The 25,622-nt window shown below is 70.6% G+C and carries 16 protein-coding genes and 3 tRNA genes; 8 read left to right on the plus strand and 11 right to left on the minus strand.

What is annotated here, in order from left to right:
• Positions 1–28 precede the first annotated feature (28 nt).
• From ACFY0F_RS02195 to ACFY0F_RS02210, 4 genes are all read right to left on the minus strand, one after another.
• Entirely contained in the window at positions 29–1,957 is a 1,929-nt protein-coding gene (locus tag ACFY0F_RS02195; RefSeq protein ID WP_388787553.1) for an ABC transporter ATP-binding protein, read from the minus strand.
• Entirely contained in the window at positions 1,957–3,690 is a 1,734-nt protein-coding gene (locus ACFY0F_RS02200; RefSeq protein ID WP_388787556.1) for an ABC transporter ATP-binding protein, read from the minus strand. The genes ACFY0F_RS02195 and ACFY0F_RS02200 overlap by 1 nt, the downstream gene beginning before the upstream one ends.
• A gap of 151 nt (positions 3,691–3,841) precedes the next feature.
• Positions 3,842–5,296: an FGGY-family carbohydrate kinase gene (locus ACFY0F_RS02205; RefSeq protein WP_388787559.1), complete on the minus strand. Its 1,455-nt coding sequence runs from the start codon at positions 5,294–5,296 to the stop codon at positions 3,842–3,844.
• A 325-nt stretch (positions 5,297–5,621) separates the two neighbouring features.
• Entirely contained in the window at positions 5,622–5,927 is a 306-nt protein-coding gene (locus ACFY0F_RS02210; protein ID WP_388787562.1) for a YtxH domain-containing protein, read from the minus strand.
• Positions 5,928–6,083: 156 nt separating this feature from the next.
• Between ACFY0F_RS02210 and ACFY0F_RS02215 the strand changes: the two genes are divergently transcribed.
• From ACFY0F_RS02215 to ACFY0F_RS02235, 5 genes are all read left to right on the plus strand, one after another.
• Positions 6,084–6,156, plus strand: a tRNA-Asn gene (locus tag ACFY0F_RS02215).
• Between the two features lie 5 nt (positions 6,157–6,161).
• Positions 6,162–6,234, plus strand: a tRNA-Asn gene (locus ACFY0F_RS02220).
• A 178-nt stretch (positions 6,235–6,412) separates the two neighbouring features.
• Positions 6,413–6,486: transfer RNA gene (locus tag ACFY0F_RS02225), tRNA-Ile, on the plus strand.
• Between the two features lie 199 nt (positions 6,487–6,685).
• Complete coding sequence (locus ACFY0F_RS02230) at positions 6,686–8,278, plus strand: sigma-70 family RNA polymerase sigma factor (protein ID WP_388787565.1); 1,593 nt, start codon at positions 6,686–6,688, stop codon at positions 8,276–8,278.
• 211 nt (positions 8,279–8,489) lie between these two features.
• The gene (locus ACFY0F_RS02235) at positions 8,490–10,295 is read left to right on the plus strand and encodes an endo alpha-1,4 polygalactosaminidase (protein ID WP_388787568.1); all 1,806 of its coding nucleotides are present in this window, start codon (positions 8,490–8,492) and stop codon (positions 10,293–10,295) included.
• A gap of 36 nt (positions 10,296–10,331) precedes the next feature.
• On the opposite strand, the gene araD is transcribed toward ACFY0F_RS02235, so the two are convergent.
• The 7 genes from araD to ACFY0F_RS02270 all read right to left on the minus strand — a co-directional run bounded on the left by araD (position 10,332) and on the right by ACFY0F_RS02270 (position 19,849).
• Positions 10,332–11,063 carry an L-ribulose-5-phosphate 4-epimerase AraD gene (gene araD / locus ACFY0F_RS02240; RefSeq protein ID WP_388789145.1) on the minus strand — a complete coding sequence of 244 codons (732 nt, stop codon included), beginning with the start codon at positions 11,061–11,063 and terminating at the stop codon, positions 10,332–10,334.
• 28 nt (positions 11,064–11,091) lie between these two features.
• On the minus strand, positions 11,092–12,609 hold the full coding sequence (gene araA, locus ACFY0F_RS02245; protein ID WP_388787571.1) for an L-arabinose isomerase: 1,518 nt from the start codon (positions 12,607–12,609) through the stop codon (positions 11,092–11,094).
• A 41-nt stretch (positions 12,610–12,650) separates the two neighbouring features.
• Complete coding sequence (gene araB, locus ACFY0F_RS02250; RefSeq protein ID WP_388787573.1) at positions 12,651–14,324, minus strand: ribulokinase; 1,674 nt, start codon at positions 14,322–14,324, stop codon at positions 12,651–12,653.
• 119 nt (positions 14,325–14,443) lie between these two features.
• The gene (locus ACFY0F_RS02255) at positions 14,444–15,463 is read right to left on the minus strand and encodes an ABC transporter permease (protein ID WP_388787576.1); all 1,020 of its coding nucleotides are present in this window, start codon (positions 15,461–15,463) and stop codon (positions 14,444–14,446) included.
• The gene (locus tag ACFY0F_RS02260; protein ID WP_388787578.1) at positions 15,460–17,055 is read right to left on the minus strand and encodes a sugar ABC transporter ATP-binding protein; all 1,596 of its coding nucleotides are present in this window, start codon (positions 17,053–17,055) and stop codon (positions 15,460–15,462) included. Before ACFY0F_RS02260 ends, ACFY0F_RS02255 begins: the two co-directional genes overlap by 4 nt.
• 2 nt (positions 17,056–17,057) lie before the next feature.
• On the minus strand, positions 17,058–18,182 hold the full coding sequence (locus tag ACFY0F_RS02265) for a substrate-binding domain-containing protein (RefSeq protein WP_388787581.1): 1,125 nt from the start codon (positions 18,180–18,182) through the stop codon (positions 17,058–17,060).
• A 608-nt stretch (positions 18,183–18,790) separates the two neighbouring features.
• Positions 18,791–19,849: a substrate-binding domain-containing protein gene (locus ACFY0F_RS02270; protein ID WP_388789147.1), complete on the minus strand. Its 1,059-nt coding sequence runs from the start codon at positions 19,847–19,849 to the stop codon at positions 18,791–18,793.
• Between the two features lie 575 nt (positions 19,850–20,424).
• Here ACFY0F_RS02270 and ACFY0F_RS02275 point away from each other — a divergent pair.
• The 3 genes from ACFY0F_RS02275 to ACFY0F_RS02285 all read left to right on the plus strand — a co-directional run bounded on the left by ACFY0F_RS02275 (position 20,425) and on the right by ACFY0F_RS02285 (position 25,606).
• Positions 20,425–21,924: an arabinofuranosidase catalytic domain-containing protein gene (locus ACFY0F_RS02275; protein ID WP_388787585.1), complete on the plus strand. Its 1,500-nt coding sequence runs from the start codon at positions 20,425–20,427 to the stop codon at positions 21,922–21,924.
• A 524-nt stretch (positions 21,925–22,448) separates the two neighbouring features.
• Positions 22,449–24,002, plus strand: coding sequence for an alpha-L-arabinofuranosidase B (locus tag ACFY0F_RS02280; RefSeq protein WP_388787588.1), 1,554 nt, complete (start codon positions 22,449–22,451; stop codon positions 24,000–24,002).
• Between the two features lie 47 nt (positions 24,003–24,049).
• Entirely contained in the window at positions 24,050–25,606 is a 1,557-nt protein-coding gene (locus ACFY0F_RS02285) for an alpha-L-arabinofuranosidase B (protein ID WP_388787591.1), read from the plus strand.
• Positions 25,607–25,622 lie beyond the last annotated feature (16 nt).

Raw genomic sequence — 25,622 nt, forward strand, 5'->3', positions numbered from 1 at the left:
CCGCCCGTGCAGGCGGCCCCCGCAGTGCTCAGTCGACCTCGGCCACCGCCTGCGCGAACTGCGCCTTGTACAGCCGCGCGTAGGCACCGTCCGCGGCGAGCAGCTCCGTGTGCGCGCCCTGTTCGACGATCGAGCCGTTCTCCATCACGAGGATCGTGTCCGCGTCCCGGATGGTCGACAGCCGGTGCGCGATCACGAAGGACGTCCTGCCGTGCGCCAGCTTGGCCATGGCCTTCTGGATCAGCACCTCGGTACGGGTGTCGACGGAGCTCGTCGCCTCGTCGAGCACCAGGATCACCGGGTCGGACAGGAACGCCCGCGCGATGGTGATGAGCTGCTTCTCACCGGCGCTGACCCCGCTGCCCTCGTCGTCGATCACGGTGTCGTAGCCGTCGGGGAGGGTGCGGACGAACCGGTCCGCGTGGGCCGCCCGCGCCGCCTCCTCGATCTCCCCGCGGGTGACCTCCCGCGCCGCGCCGTACGCGATGTTCTCCGCGATGGTGCCGCCGAACAGCCAGGTGTCCTGCAGCACCATGCCGATCCCGGCCCGCAGGTCGTCCCGGGACATCTTCCGGATGTCCACACCGTCGAGGGTGATGCGCCCGCCGGTGACGTCGTAGAACCGCATGAGCAGGTTGACCAGGGTGGTCTTGCCCGCTCCGGTCGGGCCGACGATCGCGACGGTCTGCCCGGGCTCCACCTTCAGGGACAGCTCCTCGATCAGCGGCTTCTCGGGGTCGTACCGGAACGACACGTTCTCCAGCGCCACCCGCCCGCGCAGCTCCGCGGGCTTCTCGGCCGCCACCGGATCCGGCTCCTGCTCCTCCGCGTCCAGGAGTTCGAAGATCCGCTCGGCCGAGGCGACGCCCGACTGCACCAGGTTGGCCATCGAGGCGACCTGGGTCAGCGGCATCGAGAACTGCCGGGAGTACTGGATGAAGGCCTGCACGTCGCCGATGGACAGCGCGCCGGACGCGACCCGCAGCCCGCCGACGACCGCCACCAGCACATAGTTCAGGTTCGACACGAACATCATCAGCGGCTGCATGACCCCGCTGTTGAACTGCGCCTTGAACGAGGCCTCGTACAGCGCCTCGTTCTGCTCGGCGAACTGCTGTGCCGACTCGTCCTGCCGCCCGAACACCTTCACCAGGGTGTGCCCGGTGTACATCTCCTCGATGTGCGCGTTCAGCTTGCCGGTGGTGCGCCACTGCTGCACGAAGTGCGGCTGCGAGCGCTTGCCGACCCGGGTGGCGACGACGAACGACAGCGGCACCGTGACCAGCGCGACGAGCGCGAGCAGCCAGGACACCCAGAACATCATCACCAGTACGCCGATGATGGTCAGCAGCGAGTTGATGAGCTGGCCCATCGACTGCTGGAGCGTCTGGCCGATGTTGTCGATGTCGTTGGTGGCGCGGGAGAGCACCTCGCCGCGCTGGCGCTTGTCGAAGTACGACAGCGGCAGCCGGGACAGCTTCGTCTGCACGTCCTCGCGCATCCGGTACATCGTGCGGTTCACGGCCCGGTTCACCAGCCGGGTCGCCACCGCCATCAGCAGACCGGCGGCGAGGAACGTACCGAGCGCGAGCAGCAGGACGTTGCCGACGGCGTCGAAGTCGATGCCCTTGCCCGGGGTGAAGTCGGTGCCCTTCAGCATGTCCGCGACGGAGCCCTGCCCCCGCGCGCGCATGGAGTCGAGCACCTGCTCCTTGGTGGCCCCGGCCGGCATCTGCCGTCCGATGATGCCCGCGAAGACCAGGTCGGTGGCCCTGCCGAGGATCTTGGGGCCGACCACGCTGAGCCCGACGCTGACGACGACGCACAGCAGCAGCGCGTAGATGGTGAGCCGTTCGGGCCGGAACCGGGCGACGAGCCGCTTGCCCGATCCCTTGAAGTCCATCGAGCGCTGGTCGGGTCCGCCCCCGGCCATCATGCGTCCCATGGGCCCTGCCATCAGGCGGCCTCCGCTTCCGTCAGCTGGGAGAGCACGATCTCCCGGTAGGTGTCGTTGTCCGCCATGAGCTCGTGGTGCCGGCCCGTGCCGACCACCCGGCCCTCGTCCAGGACCACGATCCGGTCGGCGTCCCGGATGGTCGCCACACGCTGGGCGACGATCACCACGGTCGCCTCGGCGGTCTCGCGGGAGAGCGCCTTGCGCAGGGCCGCGTCGGTGGCGTAGTCGAGCGCGGAGAAGGAGTCGTCGAAGAGGTAGATCTCCGGGCGCTGCACGAGGGTGCGGGCGATGGCGAGGCGCTGGCGCTGACCGCCGGAGACGTTCGTACCGCCCTGCGCGATGGGCGCGTTCAGCCCGCCCTCCAGCTTCGACACGAAGTCCTTGGCCTGCGCGACCTCCAGCGCGTGCCACAGTTCCTCGTCGGTGGCGTCCGGGTTGCCGTAGCGCAGGTTGGTGGCCACCGTGCCGGCGAAGAGGTACGGCTTCTGCGGGACCAGGCCCACCGTCCTCGCCAGCAGCTTCGGATCGAGTTCCTGGACGCTCACACCGTCCACGAGCACCTCGCCCTCGGTGGCGTCGAACAGCCGCGGGACCAGCCCGAGCAGCGTCGACTTGCCGCTGCCGGTGGAGCCGATCACGGCGGTGACCTCACCCGGGCGGGCCACCAGCTCGACCGCCTTCAGCACCGGCTCCTCGGCACCCGGATAGCGGAAGCCCGCCCCACGGATCTCCAGGTGCCCGTGCCGGCGCAGCTCCACGACGGGCGCCGACGGCGGCACCAGGCTGGAGTCGGTGTCCAGGACCTCCTGGATGCGCTCGGCGCACACCTCCGCGCGCGGCACCATCATGAACATGAAGGTGGCCATCATCACGGACATGACGATCTGCATCAGATAGGCGAGGAACGCGGTCAGGTCGCCGATCGCCATGTGGCCGCTGTCGATGCGGTGCGCGCCGAACCACACGACCGCGATCGACGACACGTTGACGACCGTCATCACGATCGGGAACATCAGGGCGAGCATCCGGCCGGTGGCGAGCTGCATCTCGGTGAGGTCGCCGTTCGCCTTCCGGAAGCGGCCTTCCTCGTACTCGTCCCGGACGAAGGCGCGGATCACCCGGTTGCCGGTGATCTGCTCGCGCAGCACCCGGTTCACCGTGTCCAGCCGCACCTGCATGGACCGGAACAGCGGGCGCAGCCGCCGCACGATCAGCGTGACGCTGACGCCGAGCACCGGGACGACCGCCACCAGCACCCCGGACAGCGGAACGTCCAGCCCGAGCGCGAGCACGATACCGCCGACACACATGATGGGCGCCGACACCATCAGGGTGAACGTCATCAGGGCCAGCATCTGGACCTGCTGTACGTCGTTCGTCGTACGGGTGATGAGGGAGGGGGCGCCGAAGTGGCCCACCTCACGGGCGGAGAACGACTGCACACGGTCGAAGACGGCGGCCCGTACGTCCCGGCCGAGCGCCGCCGCGGTCCGGGCACCGTAGTACACGGCCCCCATGTTGCACACGACCTGCGCCAGCGAGATGCCGATCATCAGGGCGCCGAAGGAGAGGATGTAACCGGTGTCACCCTTCACGACACCCTTGTCGATGATGTCGGCGTTCAGGGTGGGCAGGTAGAGGGTGGCGCAGGTCTGCAGGAACTGCAGCAGCACCAGTACGGCTATGGGTTTCTTGTAAGGCCTGAGACAGGCCCGAAGAAGTCGTATGAGCACGCTAGGTCTCTCGGAGTCGGCGAAGGGGGCGTTCGGTTGCCCTTGGCCCCTATCGTCGAACACTCCACCCGCGTTACCTCAACCGATTAAGCCATCAGCGGGGTCCTGGCGGCCTTACAGATCTGTCTGTTTTTCGGGTAGTTACGGGTGATTACGGACGAAACGCCCCGGGATGGGTCTGCTCCCGCACCGACACGAACTGCTGCCGCACGGCCTGTCCCACCGCCAGTTCCTCACCGGGATCCAGCACCTGCGCCGCCGCGCCCTGCCAAGCCGGCGGAGTGCGCGGGTCGAGGGTGCCCTGCGAGACGCCGAGCGCCCAGGCGGCCTGCCGGGCGGCGCCGATCGCCGCGTAGTCGGCGGGCTGCGGTACGACGACCTGCGCGCCGAACAGGGAGGGCGCGGCGGCCTGCACGGCGGGCAGGTCGGCGGCCGACCCGAGCAGGAAGACCCGCCGTACGTCCACGCCCCGGCCGCGCAGCACGTCCAGCGCGTCCGCCAGCCCGCACAGCATGCCCTCGAACGCGGCCCGCGCCAGGTGCTCGGGCTTCATCGACTCCCGCCGCAGCCCGGCCAGCGTGCCGGCGGTGTGGGGGAGGCTGGGGGTCCGCTCGCCCTCCAGATAGGGCAGGAGCACCAGCCCGTGGGATCCCGGTGTCGACTTCATCGCCAGGTCGGACAGGCTCTCCAGGTCGGGCAGGCCGAGGAGTTCCGCGGTGCCGCGCAGGGTCCGCACCGCGTTCAGTGTGGTGACGACCGGCAGGTGCATACCGGTGGCGTCGGCGAGCGCGGTGATCATCCCGCTCTGGTCGACGAGCGCCTCGGGGTGCACGGCCATCACCGACCCGGAGGCCCCGAGGGAGACCACGGCGTCCCCGAGGCCCAGGCCCAGCCCGAAGGCGGCGGCCATCGTCTCGCCTGTCCCGGCCGAGATCAGCAGCCCCTCCGGGGTCGTACCGGCCGCGGAGGACGGGCCGATCACCTCCGGCAGCATCGCCTGGTGGCCGAGCGCCAGCTCGACCAGGTCGGGACGGTAGCCGCCGGTGGCCGCGGACCAGTACCCGGTGCCGGAGGCCCCGCCCCGGTCGGTGGTCCTTCTCACAGGCCGCCCGAGCAGCTGCCACACCAGCCAGTCGTGCGCCTGGAGCAGTACGGCGGTCCGCCGGGCGTTCTCCGGCTCGGTCTTGGCGAGCCAGCGGAGCTTGGTCACGGGCTGCGCGGCCTGCGGAACGCATCCCACCGCCTGCGCCCACGCCTCGCGCCCGCCGAGCGCGTCGATCAGGTCGGCCGCCGCGACCTGCGCCCGCTTGTCACCGCCGACCAGCGCCGGGCGCACGGTGGCCCCCTGTGCGTCCAGGGGGACCAGCGCGTTCTGCTGGGCGGAGACGCCGATGGCCTGCACGCCCTCGAGCAGCCCACCGCCAGCGGCCTCGCCCAGGGACAGCAGCCAGGCCTGCGGGTCGACGTCACTCGGCCGGGGGCCGCCTTCCGGCGCGTCCACCGGGTGCGGCGCGTAGCCCTGCCTCAGCACGGCCCCCGTGTCCGTGTCACAGACGACGATGCGAGTGAAATCGGGCGAGCTGTCCAACCCGGCGACTATCCCCATGCCTCAAATTCTGCCGTAGCGCGGCGCTTGCTTTGGCCGTGGGCGCGATCTCGCCGGGGGCGAGGCGGTTGTGCGGCGGATTCGGGCTCGTTGTGGCCTGTCGCGCCCCTTGGGTGGGCAGCCGTGCCCGGCGTCGCAAGGTGCTGCCAGGGCCTGTCCGGCGGATCAGGTCGCAGAGCACGGGCGGTGCGTCATCGGCGCTGGTGAGCGGGGCGAATGGGGGTGCCCCCGCGCGAGCTCATTCGAGCGTGGGGGAGCGTCCGGCTGCAAGGCGGAGGAGGGCGTGCCGAGCCCCGCGTCTGCGGCATGATCCGCCGGACAGGCCCTAGGTGTCGCTGGTGCCCCAGTCGTCCTCTCCGCCGCCGTGGCCGTTGTGGTGGCGGAGGGAGCGGACGCGGTGGGCGACCGACTCCGGGACGCGGTCGCCGACCTTGTCACTGACCGTGTGCAGGGCCTTGCCCGCGAACTGCCGTCCCTGCTGAGCGGCGGTCTCCGCGGTGTTGCGGACGGCGGGGTTCTGGGCGATCTGCCTGGCGGACTTCTTCAACGTCTCGTAGCGCTCGCGTCCGGCCCTCGTGCCCAGGACGTAACCCAGGGCGAGGCCGGCGACGAACGTCAGCCGGTAGCGCATGACGACCACCCTTCCGATGCGTAGCTTCTCGTGCGGCTTCGGCGCCGGGAGTACCGATTGGCGGAGCACCCCCCTGCTTGCGCTAATGTATGTGTCGCAGCGAGCGGGCGCCCCCTGGCGAATACCCAGGGAGGTACGTTCGATGCAACGAGGCATTCCTCCGTAGCTCAATTGGCAGAGCAGCCGGCTGTTAACCGGCAGGTTACTGGTTCGAGTCCAGTCGGGGGAGCTCGGTCCTCCGTAGCTCAATTGGCAGAGCAGCCGGCTGTTAACCGGCAGGTTACTGGTTCGAGTCCAGTCGGGGGAGCATGCTGAACGAGGGCCCCTGTGGGGTCCTTTTTCATGTCCGGGGGAACCGCGGCGCCCGCACCCGAGTCCTCAAGGTCATGAAGGGCCGCGGCAAGCCGACCAGCCGAAGCAGGAGATCGTATGACCGGCTATGCTGCGGCAGACGGCGCGCACACATGTACGCGACACGCCGCTATGGGGCGGTAGCTCAGCCGGTTAGAGCAGCGGACTCATAATCCGTCGGCCGTGGGTTCGAGTCCCACCCGCCCCACCGAAGCAGATCGCCGCAGGAACGTTCTCACCTGCGTCGACCGCGCACCCTCCGCATGGCTGGACCGTGGCAGGGAAGCGCTCCGGCCGTTCGCGGTGGGCCGGCACCTGACAAGCGACCCACGCGGATCCAGCGGACTCGCCCCTGACACACTGTCGCCCTCGGCACATAGGCAAGGCGACGGGACAGGTGGGGCGGGGTGCGCTCGCGGGACACGCAGGAGAAGCCCGACGTCGCCGTCGTCATGGCGGCGCGGGCCGGGGACCGGCAGGCCTCGGAACAGCTGGTACGGGACTGTCTGCCGTTGGTCTACAACATCGTCGGGCGCGCGCTGGACGGGCACAGCGATGTCGACGACGTGGTCCAGGAGACGATGATCCGGGTCCTGAACGGGTTGCCCGGCCTGGAGCAACCGGATCGGTTCCGGGCCTGGCTCGTCGCCATCACCGTGCGGCAGATCCGTGACCGGTGGCGCAGAGGGAGCACCTGGCTCACCGCGGAACCCCTGGAAGCAAGCGCCCAGGAAGCAGACCCTCAGGCCGATTTCTCCGATCTGGCGATCCTTCGGCTCGCGCTGTCGGGCCAGCGGCGTGAAGCGGTGGAGGCGACCCGCTGGCTGGAGGAGGAGGAACGCGAGGTACTCGCGCTGTGGTGGATGGAGTGCGCCGGTGAAGTGACCCGCGGCGAGCTCGCGGCGGCCTGCCACCTCACACCGCAGCATGCCGCGGTCCGCGTCCAGCGGGTCAAGGAGCGCCTGGAGACGGCGCGCACCGTCGTACGAGCAGTGACGGCCTCGCCGCGCTGCCCGGACCTGACCCCCGTACTCGCCTCGTGGGACGGGCGGCCGTCGGCACTGTGGCGCAAGCGGCTGGCACGCCATGTCCGCGACTGTCCGCAGTGCCTGTCGAACTCGTCCGACCTGGTACCGGCGGAGGGCCTGCTGGCCGGCCTCGCGCTGGTGCCGGTGCCGGTCGGCCTGGCCGGTCTGGTGCTGGCCAGGGCGCTGGGGGCGGGCCCGCCTGGGGCGACCGTCGGCGCGGGCACGCGTACGGCGAGCGGTGCGAGCCGTACGGCGCGGACGATCGGCAGGCTGGCCGCCAAGCCCGCGGCGGTGGCAGCCGCCGGCGCCGTCACGCTCGCGGCTGCCGGAGTGGCCTGGTACACCGCCACGGGATCGCACCAGCCGGCCGCGCGGCCCGCCCAAGCGGCCCCGCTGTCGCCCGCCCCGTCCGTGCCGCCGTCCCCGAGAACGCTCGCCTCATCGACACCGACACCCACACCGACGCCGACCCCGACGCTTGCGCCGTCGCCCGCACCGACGCCGACAGCGGCCCCGGCGGCGACGGCTGAGGCGCGGTTCTCCGGGCGGCACGCCCTGCGGTCGGTCGACGACCCCGGCGACTACGTGAGCCAGTCCGGCCGGCTCGGCATCCTGGCCCCGGTCGGCGCCACCAGCTCCGCCGCCGCCCGGCAGGCGGCCACCTTCATCTTCGTCCCCGGCCTGGCGGACCCCCGCTGCTACTCGCTGAGGGACGCCACGGGCAGGTATCTGCGGCACTACGCCTTCCGTATCCGGCTGGACACCGACGAGCGGTCCGCCATCTTCCAGAAGGACGCCACCTTCTGCCCCCGTCCGGGTTCCACGTCCGGTTCGGTCTCCCTGGAGTCGTACAACTACCCCGGCCGCTACCTCCGCCACCGGGACAACCTCCAGCTGTGGCTCGACCCTTCCGAGAACACGGCCGCCTACCGGGCCGGCCGTTCCTTCCTTCTCACGGCGCCCTGGAGCTGACACCGAACGAGGTGCTCGCCGGTGACGGCACTCACGCGGTACCGCTCAGGCCCCCTGCGGAAGTTGGACGGCGGCGTAGGCCAGGAGCCCCGCGATGTCCCCGCGACGCCGGCCATCCGATCGGCCTCGTCACCCAGTGAGCGCGAGCGCCGTTAGGCTGATGCGCTTGAACGGCTTTTCGAAAGCGAGCACTTGGGAAAGGTGACCCGCGATGTCGCTGAGTCCCGGCGATCCGGAGTCCATGGGCGGCTACACGCTGGTCGACCGGCTCGGCAGTGGCGGTATGGGTGTCGTCTATCTGGGCTGCTCGGAATCGGGGCGGCGGGTCGCGGTCAAGGTCGTGCACGCGCCGTACGCGCAGGACGAGGAGTTCCGGACCCGCTTCCGGCAGGAGGTCGCGGCGGCCCGGCGGGTGAGCGGGGCGTTCACCGCCCCGGTGGTGGACGCCGATCCCGACGCCCGGCAGCCGTGGATGGCGACGCTGTACATCCCGGGCCGCACGCTGTCGGACGTCGTGGCCGAGGAGGGACCGCTGCGGGGGGACGAACTGCGCGTGCTCGCGCTGGGGCTGGTCGAGGCGCTGAAGGACATCCACCGGGTGGGTGTGGTGCACCGGGATCTGAAGCCGAGCAACGTGCTGATGGCCGAGGACGGGCCGCGCGTCATCGACTTCGGCATCTCGTACGCCGTCGACAACGAGGCCCTCACGGTGACCGGCCGGCTGATCGGTACCCCGCCCTTCATGTCTCCCGAGCAGTTCGCCGCGCCGCGCGAGGTCACCGGGGCCTCGGACGTCTTCTCGCTGGGGTCGCTGCTGGTCTACGCGGCCACCGGCAACCGCCCGTTCGACGGAGCCAGCCCGTACCTGACGGGCTACCAGGTGATGTACGAGGCGCCGGATCTGAGCGGAGTCGACGAGCCGCTCCGCAGCATCGCCGAACGCTGCCTGGACAAGGACCCGGCCGCCCGGCCAGAGCTCGACGAACTGCGCCGTATGCTGCGGGAGTTGCCGAAGTCCGCGGTGCCGGTCGCGGCGGTTCCTCCGATGGCGGCGGATGTGCCCGACACCCTGGAAGCCGGCCCTGAGGGTTTCCGTGAGCGCCCGGCCGCGCCAGGTCCGGCCGCCGACGGCGGGAAGGCGGAAGCGGACGACACCCGGACCGGTCACGGACGCCGTCGGCTGCGCGTCCTCGTCGGCCTCGCGGCGGCCCTGGCGGTCACCGGCGTGAGCGTCGCAGCGGTGGGCATCGGGGCGCTCCGGGACGGCGCCTCCTCCGCGTCGTCCGCCGCGCCCGCGTCGGCCGCCAAGGTGACGCTGCCGCCGAAGCATGTGCGATGGGACTACCAGATCGGCGGCGCCTACGCTCCGTCGGCCGGTGTGCGGGTGGTCAGCCGCGACCATGGGAGCGAGCCGGCGCCGGGTGTCTACAGCATCTGCAACATCAACGCGTTCCAGGTGCAGCAGGACGAGAGGCACGACTGGGACACCGACCTGCTGCTGCGCGATGCCGAGGGACATGTCGTCTACGACAAGGACTGGGGCGAGGCGGTCCTGGACATCCGCACGGCGGCCAAGCGGCGGCGCATCGCCGCCAAGCTGGACACCTGGATCGACGCGTGCGCGGCCACGGGGTACAAGGCGGTCGAGCCCGACAACTACGACGTCTTCACCCGCTTCCCGAAATACCTCAAGGCCGCCCAGGCCGAGGCCCTGATGACGCTGCTGGCGGCGCACGCCCACGCGAAGGGCCTGGCCGTCGCCCAGAAGAACGCCGCGGAACTCCTGGCCGACCACAAGTCCGTGGGCCTGGACTTCGCCGTGGCGGAGGAATGCGCCGAGTGGGACGAGTGCGGAGAGTTCGCCGAGGCCTTCGACGGCAATGTGCTCGTGGTCGAGTACACGGCGAAGGGCATGGCGCGGGCGTGCTCCGGCTGGGGCGGCACTTTGAGCATCGTCCGCCGCGACGAGCAGGTCGTGCCCGAGGGCGCGACCGGCTACGTCCATCGCACCTGCTGACGCCCGCGGAGGCACCGCTCCGGGCGGCGCCCCCGCTCACGTTCCGGAGGACGCCGGCATGCCCGGGTTGCCGTAGTACGCGTCGGGGCCGTGTTTGCGGGTGTAGTGGCGGTTGAGGAGATGCGGGGGCGGCGGGGCGGCGGGGGACAGGGCCAGGGTGTGCAGCGCGATGTCGGCGACCGCTTCGCAGATGATGGCGTGCTCCAGGGACTTGCGGGCGCTCGCGCCCCAGGTGAAGGGGCCGTGGTTGGCGACGAGGGCGCCGGGGACCTCGACGGCCTTCCGGTCGTCTTCCCCCAGCATGTCCACGATGACGCGGCCGGTGTTGTACTCGTAGTCCTTCTCGCACTGCTCGGCGGTGAGGTCGGGGGTGCAGGGTATGGGGCCGTTGAAGGTGTCGGCGTGGGTGGTGCCGAGGACGGGGATGTCCCGGCGGGCCTGGGCGAAGGCCACGGCGTGGGTGGAGTGGGTGTGGGTGACGCCGCCGATGGAGGGGAAGGCCAGATACAGGCAGCGGTGGGTCTCGGTGTCGGTGGAGGGGCGCAACGGGCCGTCGACGACGGCGCCGTCGGCCAGGCGGACGGTGACCAGGTGGTCGATGGCGAGGCGTTCGTAGGGGACGCCGGAGGGCTTGATGACGAACACCCCGGCCTCCCGGTCGACGCCGCTGACATTGCCCCAGGTCAGGGTCGCCAGGCCGACCTGGGGGATGGCGAGGTTCGCGTCCAGCACCTCTTGCCGCAGGCCGGCCCGGACCGGTGCGCTCATGGCGGTCACGTCGGGGGTCTCCATCTCGTCAGAGGGGCTGGGCGAGCCGGTGGTAGGCGGCGTTCCAGCGGATTTCCTTGGCGAGCTGCTCGACGGAGGTGTGCTCGTCGATCGTGAGCAGTTCGACGTCGGTCATGGCGGCGAAGTCGGTGAGGGTCTCGACGCCGACCGCGGAGCTGAGGACGGTGTGGTGGGGAGCACCGGCCAGCAGCCAGCTCTCCGCCGACTCCGCGAGGGAGGGACGCGGTTCCCACACGGCCCGGGCCACGGGCAGGTGGGGCAGCGGCTGGCTGGGGGGTACGACGTCGACGGCGTTGGCGGTCAGCCGGAACCGCTCGCCCAGGTCGGCCAGGCCGACGACCAGGGCGGGGCCGGGGGCCGCGTCGAAGACGAGGCGGACGGGGTCCTCGCGGTCGCCGATGGACAGGGCGTGCACTTCGCAGCTGGGGCGGGAGGCGGCCACGGAGGGGCAGACCTCCAGCATGTGGGCGCCGAGGATGCGGGGGGTGCCGGGACCGAGGTGGTAGGTGTAGTCCTCCATGAACGTGGAGCCGCCGGGGGCCCCTTGGCCCATGACCTTGATCGTGCGCAGCAGGGCCGACGTCTTCCAGTCGCCTTCGCCGCCGAAGCCGTAGCCGTCGGCCATCAGGCGCTGCACGGCGATGCCGGGGAGCTGGCGCAGGCCGCCGAGGTCCTCGAAGTTGGTGGTGAAGGCGGTGAAGCCGCCGTCGTCGAGGAAGGTGCGCAGGCCGATCTCCAGGCGGGCGGCGTAGAGCAGGGCGTCGTGCCGGATGCCGTCCGGCCGCAGGGCGGGCACCACGTCGTACGACTCGCAGTACTCGGCGGCGAGTTCGGCGGCCTCCTTGTCCTCGACGGCGTCGACGACCGCGACCAGGTCGTTGACCGCGTAGGTGTTGACCGAGAAGCCGAACCGCATCTGCGCCTCGACCTTGTCGCCCTCGGTGACGGCGACGTCGCGCATGTTGTCGCCGAAGCGGGCCAGGCGCAGGGTGCGCGCGGCGTGCCGGCCGGCGGCGGCCCTGGACCAGGTGGCGACGCGCCGTACGACACGCGGGTCGGTGGCGTGTCCGGCGACGATCTTGCGGTGGACGCCGATGCGGGACTCGATGTGGGCGAACTCGCGGTCGCCGTGGGCGGCCTGGTTGAGGTTCATGAAGTCCATGTCGATGCTCGACCAGGGCAGCGACAGGTTGTACTGGGTGTGCAGGTGCAGCACCGGCCGGTCCAGCGCGCTCAGGCCGGCGATCCACATCTTGGCCGGGGAGAAGGTGTGCATCCATACGACCACACCGACACAGGTGTCGGAGACGCTCGCCTCCCGGCACAGGCGGTGGATGGAGTCGGCGTCGGTGAGGACCGGCTTCCACACGATCGGCAGCGGGATGTCGGGGGCGGCGTCCAGACGCTCGGCGATCTGCCGGGACTGGAAGGCGACCTGGCGCAGGGTGTCCTCGCCGTACAGGCCCTGGCTGCCGGTGAGAAACCAGATCTCCTGGCCGCGGTAGGGGGGTTCGGGGGTCGTCATGACAGGGGTCCTTTCACATCACGTCACGAGGAGGGGGCGGCTCAGGCCTCTGCGCGCAGCCGGCGCAGCCGGTGCATGACCTCGTTGGTGCCGCGGCCGAAGTAGTCGTGCAGCAGCCGGTACTCGGCGTACAGCCGGTCGTAGGCGGCGGCACGTGCGGGGTCCGGCCGGTACACGCCCCGATCGGCCTTGCCCATGGACCGGGCGGCGCTCTGGATGTCGGCGTACGCCCCGGCCGCCACCGCGGCGTGCATCGCCGCCCCCAGCGCCGGGCCCTGGGTGGAGCCGATGACGCCGAGCGGGCGGCGGGTGACGTCGGCGTAGATCTGCATCAGCAGGGTGTTCTTGGTCAGCCCGCCCGCGATGATCAGTTCGCCCACCGGCACCCCGGCCGCCTCGAAGGCGTCGATGATGGTGCGGGTGCCGAAGGCGGTGGCCTCCAGCAGCGCCCGGTAGACGTCCTCGGGACGGGTGGACAGCGTCAGCCCCACCACCACCCCACTGAGATCGTGGTCGACCAGTACGGACCGGTTGCCGCTGTGCCAGTCCAACGCGATCAGACCGTGCTCGCCCACCCGCTGCCCGGCCGCGAGCGCCGTCAGATGCTCGTGCGGGTCGCGGCCGAGCGCGGCGGCCTGTTCGGCGTACTCGGCGGGCATCCCGGAGCGGATGAACCAGGCGAAGATGTCCCCGACGCCGCTCTGCCCGGCCTCGTAGCCCCACAGTCCGGGCAGGATGCCGCCGTCGACGACACCGCACATGCCGGACACCGTGCCGTGCTGGTCGGAGCTCATCACATGGCAGGTGGAGGTGCCCATGATGGCGACCATCCGGCCGGGCTCCACGGCCGCTGCCGCCGGGGCCGTGACATGCGCGTCGACGTTGCCGACGCACACCGTGACGCCCTCCGGCAACCCTGTCCAGGCCGCCGCCTCGGCGGTCAGCCGCCCGGCCGCGTCCCCGAGCCGGCCGATCGGGTGGTCCAGCTTGTCGACGACGAAGGAGGCGAAGTCCGGGTTCAGCGCCGCGAGGTAGTCGAAGGACGGGTAACCGCCCTCCTGGTACTGCCCCTTGTAGCCGGCGGTGCAGGCGTTGCGTACGTACGTCCCGCACAGCCGCCACACGATCCAGTCGGCCGCCTCCACCCACCGCTCGGTGCGCCGGTAGATCTCCGGGTCCTCCTCCAGCACCTGCAGCGCCTTGGCGAACTCCCACTCCGAGGAGATCTTCCCGCCGTACCGCTCCAGCCACGGCTCCTTCCGCTCGGCGGCCAGCGCGTTGATCCGGTCGGCCTGCCCCTGGGCGGCGTGGTGGCGCCACAGCTTGACGTAGGCGTGCGGGCGGGCCGCGTACTCGGGCAGCTCGCACAGGGGGGTGCCGTCGGCGAGCACCGGCAGCACCGTGCAGGCGGTGAAGTCCGTCCCGATGCCGATCACCTGCTCCGGGCGCACGCCGGCGCGGGTCAGGGCCTCGGGCACGGCGGTGCGCAGGACGTCGATGTAGTCCGAGGGCACCTGCAGGGCCCAGTCCGGCGGCAGCCGCGTGCCGTCCGGCAGTGCCCCGTCCAGGACCGCGTGCCGGTACGCGTGCTCGGCCGTTCCCAGCTCCGCACCGTCGCGCACCCGGACGACCACGGCCCGCCCGGACAGCGTTCCGAAGTCGACTCCCACGACGCAGGGTTCCAGGTCCCCGGCTGCCTTCTGCTCGGAGTTCACAAGCGGTCTCCTTCACCGAATGGGTTCGATATGTCGATCATTGTCCGGTTTTCAGTCGGTGGTGACGCACCTGCGTCATCGGGCACAGGTGTTCCCGGGGCACTGGTGTTCCGGTGGCGCTAACCCCGGCTTCTGCCGAAGTAGCGGGCGCGCACGCGGTCCAGCAGGATGGCGACACCCAGTACCGCTCCCTGGACGACCTGCTGGTCGTAGGGGCTGACCTTGAGCGCGAGCAGGCCGTTGGTGATGAACTCCAGCAGGATCGCGCCGGCCGCGATGCCGGCGATGCGGCCCTCGCCGCCGGAGAGCGACATGCCGCCGACCACCGCGGCGGCGATCGCCGTCAGCTCCCAGCCCGCGCCGACCGAGGGGTCGGCCACGTTCATCCGGCCGATCACCAGGATGCCGACCACACCGGCCAGCGCCGCGCCGGCGACATAGGCGGAGGTGATCCGGCGGGCGGTCGGGATTCCGGCCAGCCGGGCGGCCTCCCTGTTGCCGCCGACCGCGTAGATCTGACGGCCCACGTAGGTGCGCTCCAGCACGAACCAGGCGACGGCGGCCGCCGCCACGAAGAACAGCGCCGGGACCGGTACCTCGCCGATGTAGTACTGGCTCAGGTTGCTGAACAGGGGATCGAGGTCGTTGATCGGCGAGCCGCTGGTGACCGCGAGCGCCGTGCCCTGTGCGACCGTGTAGGTGACCAGAGTGATCACGAAGGGCGGCACGTTCAGCCGGGTGACCATGGTGCCGTGCCAGAGCCCCACCGCGGCGCAGATCACCAGCGTGACCACGATGGCCACCGGTGCCGGCAGGCCCTCGTTGACGTTCAGCCAGGCGGCCAGGATGCCGGCCAGACCGGCCAGCGCGCCCACCGACAGGTCGATGCCACCGGTCAGGATGACCAGGGACTCGCCGATCGCCAGGATGCCGACCTGTGACAGGTCGCGGCCCATCACCTGCAGGTTGCCCACCGCGGTGTACGTCTCCGCGTTCGCGGCGATCCCGGCGAACACCAAAACGCAGGCGATGATCACACCTGCCTCGGGGGAGGCGGCGAGCTTGCGGAGGAGGTTCGACACGGCCGGGCGGGCAGGCGGTGCGATCTCGTCGGGGACGAGCGTGCTCTGCGCGCTCATGCGGGGGCTCCGTTCGCGAGGGGGGACTGGCCCGGCATCTCCTGGCCGGGCTCTTCCTGGTGCAGGGGGGACGTTCCGGCAGCGGCCGTCATGATCCGTTCCTTGGTGGCGTCGGCCCGGTCGAGGACCGCGACCACCCGCCCGTGGTTCATCACCGCGATGCGGTGGCAGATCCACAGCAGTTCCTCCAGTTCGGAGGAGGCGACCACCAGCGCCATGCCCTGCTCGGCCGCCCGGTCGATCAGCTTGTAGATCTCCGCCTTCGCGCCCACGTCCACGCCGCGGGTCGGCTCGTCCAGCAGCAGCAGGCGCGGTCCGGCGGCGAAGGCACGGCCGAAGATGGCGCGCTGCTGGTTGCCGCCGGACAGCGAACCGATCGGCTGCTCGACCGACTGCATCCGCACGTTGACGTTCTCGGTGATCTTCCGCGCCTCGGCGCGTTCCCGGCGCGGGCCGAGCAGACCCCGGGTGCTGATCCGCCTGAGCACCGAGACGACGACGTTGGACCGGATCGACGCGAACAGCACCAGCGACTGCTCCTTGCGGTCCTCCGGGATCAGCGCGATACCGGCCGCCACACCGTCGCCCGCGCCCCGCGGCCGGTAGGGCTCACCGCCGAGCAGCATCCGGCCGCCCGTCGAGGGCTGCGCGCCCGCGATCGTGTGGACGAGGCGGCTGCGGCCCGAACCCATCAGCCCGGCCACGCCCAGGATCTCGCCCTCGCGCACCTCCAGATCGACGGGGCCGAGACCGTCCGCGGTCAGGTCCTGCACCTGCAGCAGGATCGGGCTCATCGCCGGCGGCGCCTTCGGCTCGCCCTGGGCGACCTCGCCGCCGACCATCTCCCGGATCAGCCGCTCCTCGGAGGCCTCCGCCGGCTCCAGGTCGGCGACCAGCCTGCCGTTGCGCAGCACCAGGACCCGGTCGCTGATCTCCCGCACCTCGTCGAGCCGGTGCCCGATGAAGAGCACGGTGCCGCCGCGCTCGGCCAGTTGCCGGGCCAGCCCCAGCACCATCTCGGCCTCGACCGGCCCCAGCGAGGAGGTCGGCTCGTCCAGGATCAGCAGCTTGGGCTCACGGCCCCAGGCCTTGGCGATCTCGATCATCTGCCGGGTCGGCACCGGAAGGGTGCGCACCTCCCGGCCCACCCGGATCCGTGCGGGGGACAGCCCGATCTCCGCCAGCATCGCCTCGGCCTCGGCCCGCTGGGCACCGCGGTCCACCAGGAACCGCCGCCTCGACTGCCGCGGCCGGCGGCCCAGCAGCAGATTCTCCGCCACCGAGAGCTGGCCGACCAGGGGGAACTCCTGGGAGACCATGGCGACACCGAGTTGTCCCGCCGCCTCGGTGGACCCCGCGACGAGGGGCTCACCGTCGATGAGGATCTCGCCGCCGTCCCGGTGCACCGATCCGGCGAGCGTGCCCATCAGCGTGGACTTCCCGGCCCCGTTCTCGCCGACCACGCCGACCACCTGCCCGGCGTAGAGGTCGAGCTCCGGCAGATCGAGGACGCGCACCGGCCCGTAGGACTTGTGTACTCCCCGCAGCCGCGCGGTGATCGCGCGGCCCGGGGCGCTCGTCGTGGCCGTCATGCTCAGCTGATCCCGAGCTTGGACTCGAGGGACTGGTAGGCGCCCAGGTCGGACTTGGTGACCAGACCCACGCCGGAGCTCAGGGTCGAGCCGTCCTTCTCGAGGTAGGGCTTGACGAGTGCCATCGTCTTCGCCTTGCCCAGCACCTTCTCCGCGGCCAGGATGTACGCCCCGGTGTAGCCCTGCTGGTACGGCATCTGCACCACGGTGCCGGAGATGACGCCGGACTTGATGAACTTCAGGGTCTGCGCGTCGGAGTCGTCCGACACGATGTGCACCGACGAGGTCTTGCCGGCCGAGGTCACCGCCTGGGCCAGCGCCGGACCGTCGTAGGAGTAGACGCCGTACAGGCCGTTGACGTCCGGGTTGTTGGCCAGGATGGTCTCGGCGTCGGAGGTCGCGGTGCTCGCCTGGAGGTTGTCGTTGACCTTCTGCGCGACCGTGATCTTCGTGCCCTTGAGCGCCGCCTCGAAGCCCGCGATGCGCTGGGTGGCGTTCGACGCGGTGAGCGAGCCGACCAGGATGGCCACCTTGCCCTTGCCGCCGAGCACCTGCTTCATCGCGGTGCCCGCCTGGTAGCCCGCGGTGTAGTTCGGGGTGCCCAGGTACAGCGAGGCGGCGTCGGTTCCCGGCAGCGGCGAGTCGATCGCGAGGACGCTGATGCCCTTCTGGACGTCGGTGTGGATGGTGCCCGCGGCCGAGGTCGGGTCGATCGCCGAGATCGAGTACCCGGTGACGCCCTGCGAGCGCAGGGTCTCCAGCTCCGAGTTCTGCTCCGTCAGCTTGCCGTTGGGCGGCGCGAAGTACGTGCACTTGCTCTTCGGAATGCCGAGGTCGGAGCAGCCCTTGAGGAACCCGACCTGGCCGGCCTTCCAGTAGTCGGCGGCCACGTTCACCACCATCGCGATGTCGACCTTGGACAGGTCCTTGCCGGCCAGCGCGGACTTCAGCGCCTTGTCGAGCTTGGCGAGGTTCGCCTGGTTGAAGGTGACGGAACCGGACAGCGCGACGGGGGCCGCGGCGGCGACCGAACCGGCGCCCGCCGAGCTGGAGGGGGAGGAGCCGGACGCGTTCTTGGAGCAGCCGGCGGCGGTGAGCGAGATGAGCAGCGCGGTCGCGACGGCCACGGAGCGGGATCCTCTGGTACCGATCATTGTGATCAGCGTCCTTCTACTGTCGGGGTACGGGCGAGCCCACGGTCGGGTACGGATGTGGGCACAACGGGTGGCTGGATCGTGGTCCCGTCCGCAGGCCGGGCACGGCGGTGCCACGAAGTCGGGCGGGACGGATGACGGGTGGTTCACTCGCGGGCCGTGGCGGACGAGTGGTGGGCCTGCGGCGACGGCATGGGTGAACCGGCACGGGGCGGGGCGGCATACGCCGGACGGGAGCCGGTCGCAGCGGTCGCGGGACAAGGCGGCGGTGGCCGAACCGCCCGCATTCGAGGAGGAGTTGGGGGCTCAAGGCCGGGACCGCGGCCGGGGCGGAGTTGCCGCCGGCCGGTGAGTGCCACGGCGGGTCACCTGCCGCCGGCACCTCGCTTCGCCGGTTTCGCGGCCCCAGGGGGCAGGGCGGGGCGGTCAGCCGGCACGGGGTGGTGTCACCGGCGGCGGCCTCCGGTCACCGCGTAGGCGGAAGACCTGGGACGGGGGCCGGCAGCCGGATCGTCGACGATCACGCTAACTTCATGCGGCCCATTTCGGTGTTCCTTTCCTGTGGGCAGGCCGGTGGTGGGTCACGGAGCCGGCGGACGAGGCGCCGACGGCGTTGCGACCCGGGAGGTCGCTCGGTTCCGGGGGCGGGCCGCCGAGGCTCGCACCACCAAACTGGGCTCGATGATGACGTGGGGCGTCTCGGCGGACGCCGGAAGTGCCGCGTCGGGACCGCCGATGATCTCGATCAGCGCGCGCAGGGCACGCCGGCCGAGTTCGTCGAAGTCCTGACGCACGGTGGTCAGGGGCGGACCGAAGAACTCGGCCTCCGGGATGTCGTCGAAACCGATGACACTGATGTCCTCCGGCACCCGGTGCCCGGCCTGCTGCAGGGCCCGCAGCAGACCCAGGGCCATGTGGTCGTTGGCGCAGAACACCGCGGTGACGTCGGGGTCGGCCGCGATTCGCCGGCCCTGCTCGAACCCGGTGCGGGCCGTCCAGTCGCCGCCGGCCAGCGGCGCCGGCACCGGAGCGCCCCGCTTTTCCAGGGCGCTCCGCCATCCGGCCGCGCGCTCCTGGGCGTCGAGCCAGGAACGCGGTCCCATCAGATGGTGCACCGTGCGATGGCCGAGGTCGAGCAGGTAGGAGGTGACCAGCTCGGCACCCCTCTCGTTGTCCACGGCGACCGAGGCCAACGTGGTGTGGGTACCGCAGCCGACCGCGACCAGGGCCACGTCGGACGGCGCGTTCGCAAGCGCGGAGACCGCGGCGGTCTGCGGTGCGATCACGATGATTCCCTCGACACCCTGGTCCCGCAGCCGGTCGACGGCGTCCAGCACCGACCGCCGGTCGAGCGCGCCGACCGCGGCCACGGTGACGAAGTACTCGTGCTGCCTGGCCGCCTGCTCGATGCCGTAGAGCATGGAGGCGGGGCCGTACAGCGTGGTGTTGTAGCTGATGACACCCAGGGTCCGGGTGCGGCGGGTCGCCAGGGTGCGGGCGGCGGCGTTGGGGCGGTAGCCGAGTTCACGGACGGCCGCGAGCACCCGGTCCCGGGTGGTGGGCCGCACGTTGGGGTGGTCGTTGAGGACTCGCGAGACGGTCTGGTGCGAGACTCCCGCGACCCGGGCCACGTCCGCCATCACCGGTGCTCGTTCCCCGTCCACGTCCCACCCCCTGCTCCCCACGCGCCCTCACGTTTCGGTCGGCGCGTTTCCGGCCGGGACCGACGCGCTGTGGACGAATTGTTAGCGCACACAATCTCAAGGGGTCAATACGTTCCGACCGGTCTCTTGCGGAACCCTTAACAGCGCCGTCATGTGCGCGCAGTCCCTCTGACCTGCTTGCGCACCACCGCGATCAGGGCCGCTGCGCCGCCGCCGAGCGTCGAATCCTGAGAAGCGCGTGACCCTGGTTTCCATATTCTTGACTGTCCAGGTGGTGTTGCCCGCTGTTCACCGTGGCGTAAAAGATGGAGTCGCCGGACCGGCCGATCACCACCGGCGGCGCGAGAACGGCGCAGCTCGGAAGCAGTGCTGGAAGCCAACAGCCCGGAGCCCGGCCGTTGCCCGTCCCCCTGGAGCCCGGATGAGTGGCGACATCCGGGGATCTTGATTGTTAACGCTCACAACGCGCCCCCCGCCGGTGCGTGGCGAGTCGCGTGCGGCGTCGACTCCGTGGCCCGGCGGCAGTGCCCGCACGACGGAAGAGGTTCACAGTGACAGTCAGACATCCGAGTGGGTTCCGGCTGAGGGTGGTGGGCGCGGTCCTCGCACTGCTCGCCGGCCTCCTGGCCGCGGCCATCGGCACCGCGGGCACGGCCCAGGCCGCCGGCTCCCTGCCGTGCGACATCTACGCCTCCGCGGGGACCCCCTGCGCCGCGGCGCACAGCACCACAAGAGCGCTCTTCGCCGCGTACAACGGCCCTCTCTACCAGGTCAAGCGAGCCTCGGACGGCGCCACCACCGACATCGGACTGCTCAGCGCCGGCGGCTACGCCAACGCCGCGGCGCAGGACTCCTTCTGCTCCGGCACGACCTGCGTCATCACCAAGATCCACGACCAGACCTCCCACCACAACGACCTGACCATCGAGGGGCCGGGCGGAAACGGCGGCCAGGACGTCGGCGCGATCGCCGACGCCCTGCCGGTGACGGTCGGCGGCCACGCCGCCTACGGCGTCTTCGTGTCGGCCGGCGTCGGCTACCGCGACAACAGCACCACGGGCATCGCAACCGGCGGCAACCCGGAGGGCGCCTACATGGTGACCAGCGGGCACCACGTCAACAACCGCTGCTGCTTCGACTACGGCAACGCCGAGACGTCCGGCAACGACACCGGCAACGGTCACATGGACGCGATCAACTTCGGCACCGAGTGCTGGTTCTCCTGCTCCGGCACCGGATCGGGCCCCTGGGTCGAGGCGGACCTGGAGAACGGGCTCTTCTTCGGAGGCAACGGAGCCAACTCGAACAACACCGGCATCTCCAGCGCGTACGTCACCGCCATGGAGAAGAACAACGGCACGACCACCTACGCGATCAAGGGCGGCAACGCCCAGTCCGGCTCCCTGACCACCTGGTACAACGGGGCCCTGCCCAACCTCGGCGGCTACACCCCGATGCATCTGGAGGGCGCCATCGTCCTCGGCACCGGCGGTGACAACAGCAACGGATCCGACGGCTCCTTCTTCGAAGGCGTCATGACGTCCGGCTACCCGACCGACGCCGCCGACAACGCGGTGCAGGCCAACATCACCTCCGTCGGCTACACCACCCCGGCCGCGGGCCTCCCCGTCGCCGGTACCGCCTACCGCCTGACCAACCCCAACTCCGGCAAGGTCCTGGATGCGGTGAACTGCGGTACCGGCAACGGGACTTCGATCGACATCTGGGCCTCGCTCGGCAACACCTGCCAGCAGTGGAAGTTCGCCGGCGCCGGCAACGGCCACTACACCATCACCAACGTCAACAGCGGCACGGTCCTGGACGACAAGAACTGCGGGCAGTCCAACGGCACGGCCGTCCAGCTGTGGGCCTCGCTCGGCAACACCTGCCAGCAGTGGGACGTCACCAAGGTCGGCGGCAGCTACACCATCACCAACGTCAACACCGGTATGACGCTGGACGTCGCGAACTGCGGAACGGCCAACGGGACCGTCGTACGCCAGTGGCAGCAGCTCGACAACACCTGCCAGCGGTGGAACATCGCCCCCTGACCGAACCGACCGACTCCCGGTGCTCCGCCGGCTCTCCCACCGGCGGGGCACCGGGGCACCCCGCATGTGGGTGCTCACTTCTGGTGTCTTCCGGACGAGAGTGCGACATTGCGCCCCAGATGGCCGAAAAGCCAACGCGGAGGCGGTCACCGGCGTCAAGCGGAAGCACTTGACGAGATGACAAAGCCGAGTTCCGCGTACTGGGCGGGGACTTGACGGAACGTGGCGCCGTGGCAGGGCGAGTGGGGCTGCTGCGGTCTGCGATGCGCCAGGCGGTCGGGCGGCTCGGCGTCGCGCGGGAGAGCACGCCGATTTCCGACTTTCCGGAACGTGCGGTTCGACGTCTTGACGCGCCTAGGGAGTTCCCCGATAGTCGTGGCTTGATCCGAGCGGCCGAGTGACGGCTGCTCCGGCTGCGGATTGTTAGCGCTAACAATCGGCGGGCGGCCCGTCGGCGGATCGGCAGGCCCGGACGTGTCCGTCCGCCCTCAACACCCATCAGACCCGCCCGAACAAGGGAGTTCATGGTGCCTGCGCTGATCACGTTCCGCCGACTGCGCCGGAGGCTGGTCGTCTCCTTGGCCGCGGTGGCGCTCGCCTTCACCGGCCTCGTCGCCTTCAGCGGCGTCTCACAGGCCGCCGCACAAGGGCCCTGTGACATCTACGCGGCGGGCGGCACGCCGTGCGTCGCGGCGCACAGCACCACCCGCGCGCTGTTCGCCTCCTACAACGGTCCGCTCTACCAGGTGCAGCGGGCGTCGGACAGCGCGCTGCGGGACATCGGGGTGCTGTCCGCCGGAGGTGTCGCCGACGCCGCGGCGCAGGACTCGTTCTGCGCGGGCACCACCTGCACCGTCACCCGCGTCTACGATCAGACCGGCGACGGCAACACCCTGGTCTACCAGGGGCCCGGCGGGACCGGCGGCGCCGACACGGCGGCCATCGCGACCACCGAAGCGCTCAGCGTGGGCGGCCAGAAGGCCTACGCGCTGTACATCAACCCCGGCAACAGCTACTTCGCCTACAACTCCACCGGCGGCGTGCCGACCGGCAGCTCACCCGAGGGCGAGTACATGGTCACCAGCGGCACCCACGTCAACAACGGCTGCTGCTTCGACTACGGGAACACCGAGACCGACCACCACGCCGACGGCAACGGTGCCATGGACGCGATCAACTTCAGCACCGAATGCTGGTTCGGCGGCTGCAGCGGAACCGGGCCGTGGGTGCAGGCGGACATCGAGAACGGCCTGTTCAGCGGTGGCAGCAAGGCGTGGAACCCCAGCCAGGTCTCCGAGACCAGCCGCTTCGTCACCGCGATGCTCAAGAACAACGGCACCACCCAGATGGCGCTCAAGGGCGCTGACGCCCAGTCCGGGAGCCTGACACAGCTCTACAGCGGCGCACTGCCCAGCGGATGGAGCCCGATGCACAAGCAGGGCGCCATCATCCTCGGCAGCGGCGGCGACTGCTGCCAGACCAACCACAACGCCAGCGCGGGCATCTTCTACGAGGGCGCCATGGTCAAGGGCTACCCCTCCGACGCCACCGACGCCGCGGTCCAGGCCGACATCGCCGCGGCCGGCTACAGCACCACCACCCCCTTCACCCCGGGCGCGAGGGTGTCGCTGCAGGCCACCACCTCCTGCTGCACCGGCGACTACCTCCAGCACGACACCAGCGACGACAAGGTGGTGATCGCGCCGGTGACCTCCGGCAGTTCCGCCACCGTCAAGGGCGACGCCACCTGGATCGTCCGCGCAGGCCTGGCCAACGGCAACTGCGTCTCCCTCGAGTCGGCCAACACACCGGGCAGCTACCTCAGGCACTACGCCTTCCAGCTCCACCTCCAGCCCAACGACGGCACCAGTCAGTTCGCCGCCGACGCCACCTTCTGCTCCAAGCCGGGCAACAGCGGCACGGGTTACTCGCTGCAGTCCTTCAACTATCCGGCCAAGTACATCCGCCACTACAGCTTCACCGGCTACATCGCGAGCGACGGAGGCTCCAACTCCTGGGACTCCGCGACGTCATGGGCCCAGGACACCAGCTGGCTCGCCGCCTCCCCCTGGAGCTGACGAGCCTCAGCACCACATCACCACCGCCCCTGTGAAAGGAGTACTTCATGATCAAGCCACCGTGGGTCCGCCGCGTCAGACGCGCGCTCCTCGCGGCCGGTGCCACCGCAGCGCTCACCGCCGGCCTGCTCACCGCCTCGGCCACCACCTCGCAGGCCGCCACCCAGGGCCCGTGCGACATCTACGCCGCGGGCGGCACGCCCTGCGTCGCCGCACACAGCACCACCCGCGCCCTGTACGCCGCGTACAACGGCCCGCTGTACCAGATCAGGCGCGCCTCCGACAGCACCACCCTGAACATCGGCGTGCTCAGCGCCGGCGGATACGCCAACGCCGCCGCGCAGGACTCCTTCTGCGCGGGCACCAGCTGTGTCATCACGGTCATCTACGACCAGTCCGGCAAGGGCAACAACCTCACCCAGGCACCCGCGGGCGGAGCCGCCGGCGGGCCGGACAACCTCGCCAACGCCTTCGAGGCACCGGTCACCGTCGGCGGGCACGAGGCCTACGGCGTGTACATCGCCCCCGGCACCGGCTACCGCGACAACAACACCAACGGCATCGCCACCGGCGACCAGCCCGAGGGCATGTACGCGATCTTCGACGGCACCCACTTCAACAACGGCTGCTGCTTCGACTACGGCAACGCCGAGACCAGCAGCACCGACACCGGCAACGGCCACATGGAGGCCATCTACTTCGGCAACAGCACGGCCTGGGGCTCCGGCAGCGGCACCGGCCCCTGGATCATGGCCGACCTGGAGAACGGCCTGTTCTCGGGCGTGAACACCGGCAACAACGCGGGTGACCCCACCGTCAACAACCGGTTCCTGACCGCCATGGTCAAGGGCGGCCCGAACCAGTGGGCCATCCGCGGCGGCAACGCCCAGTCGGGCAGCCTGTCCACCTACTACAGCGGCGTACGCCCCAACGCCTCCGGCTACAACCCGATGCACAAGGAAGGCGCGATCATCCTGGGCATCGGTGGCGACAACAGCAAGTGGGCCCAGGGCACCTTCTACGAAGGCGTCATGACCTCGGGCTACCCCTCGGACGCCACCGAGAACGCCGTCCAGGCCAACATCACCGCCGCCGGCTACAACAGCGGCTCGACCAGCACCGGCTCGCTGGCGCCCGGCTCCCGGATCTCCCTGCAGGCCACCACCTCCCCCTGCTGCACCACCGACTACCTCCGCCACGACGACGCCGACACCAAGGTCGTCATCTCCAACATCAGCTCCTCCAGCTCGGCCACCGACAAGGCCGACGCCACCTGGATCGTCCGCGCCGGCCTCGCCAACAGTTCCTGCCTGTCCTTCGAGTCCGCCAACAACCCCGGCCAGTACCTGCGTCACTACAACTACGAGCTCTACCTGAACACCGACGACGGCGGCGGCAACTTCCCGAAGGACGCCACCTTCTGCCCCACCACGGGCAATAGCGGGACCGGCCACTCCTTCCAGTCCGTCAACTACCCGACGAAGTACATCCGCCACTACAACTACACGGTCTACATAGCCGGCAACGGTGGCTCCAACTCCTGGGACTCCGCGACGTCGTGGGCCCAGGACACCAGTTGGCTCACCGCGTCCCCCTGGAGCTGACACCCGACCTGACCGG

Source organism: Streptomyces sp. NPDC001544 (assembly GCF_042894285.1).
Lineage (GTDB): Bacteria > Actinomycetota > Actinomycetes > Streptomycetales > Streptomycetaceae > Streptomyces.

Coding starts and splice junctions, on each gene's coding strand:
- ACFY0F_RS02195 (WP_388787553.1), bottom strand. CDS start 1,957: ATGGCAGGGCCCATGGGACGCATGATGGCCGGGGGCGGACCCGACCAG.
- ACFY0F_RS02205 (WP_388787559.1), bottom strand. CDS start 5,296: ATGGGGATAGTCGCCGGGTTGGACAGCTCGCCCGATTTCACTCGCATC.
- ACFY0F_RS02210 (WP_388787562.1), bottom strand. CDS start 5,927: ATGCGCTACCGGCTGACGTTCGTCGCCGGCCTCGCCCTGGGTTACGTC.
- ACFY0F_RS02235 (WP_388787568.1), top strand. CDS start 8,490: ATGTCGCTGAGTCCCGGCGATCCGGAGTCCATGGGCGGCTACACGCTG.
- araD (WP_388789145.1), bottom strand. CDS start 11,063: ATGAGCGCACCGGTCCGGGCCGGCCTGCGGCAAGAGGTGCTGGACGCG.
- araA (WP_388787571.1), bottom strand. CDS start 12,609: ATGACGACCCCCGAACCCCCCTACCGCGGCCAGGAGATCTGGTTTCTC.
- ACFY0F_RS02255 (WP_388787576.1), bottom strand. CDS start 15,463: ATGAGCGCGCAGAGCACGCTCGTCCCCGACGAGATCGCACCGCCTGCC.
- ACFY0F_RS02260 (WP_388787578.1), bottom strand. CDS start 17,055: ATGACGGCCACGACGAGCGCCCCGGGCCGCGCGATCACCGCGCGGCTG.
- ACFY0F_RS02270 (WP_388789147.1), bottom strand. CDS start 19,849: ATGGCGGACGTGGCCCGGGTCGCGGGAGTCTCGCACCAGACCGTCTCG.
- ACFY0F_RS02280 (WP_388787588.1), top strand. CDS start 22,449: ATGGTGCCTGCGCTGATCACGTTCCGCCGACTGCGCCGGAGGCTGGTC.
- ACFY0F_RS02285 (WP_388787591.1), top strand. CDS start 24,050: ATGATCAAGCCACCGTGGGTCCGCCGCGTCAGACGCGCGCTCCTCGCG.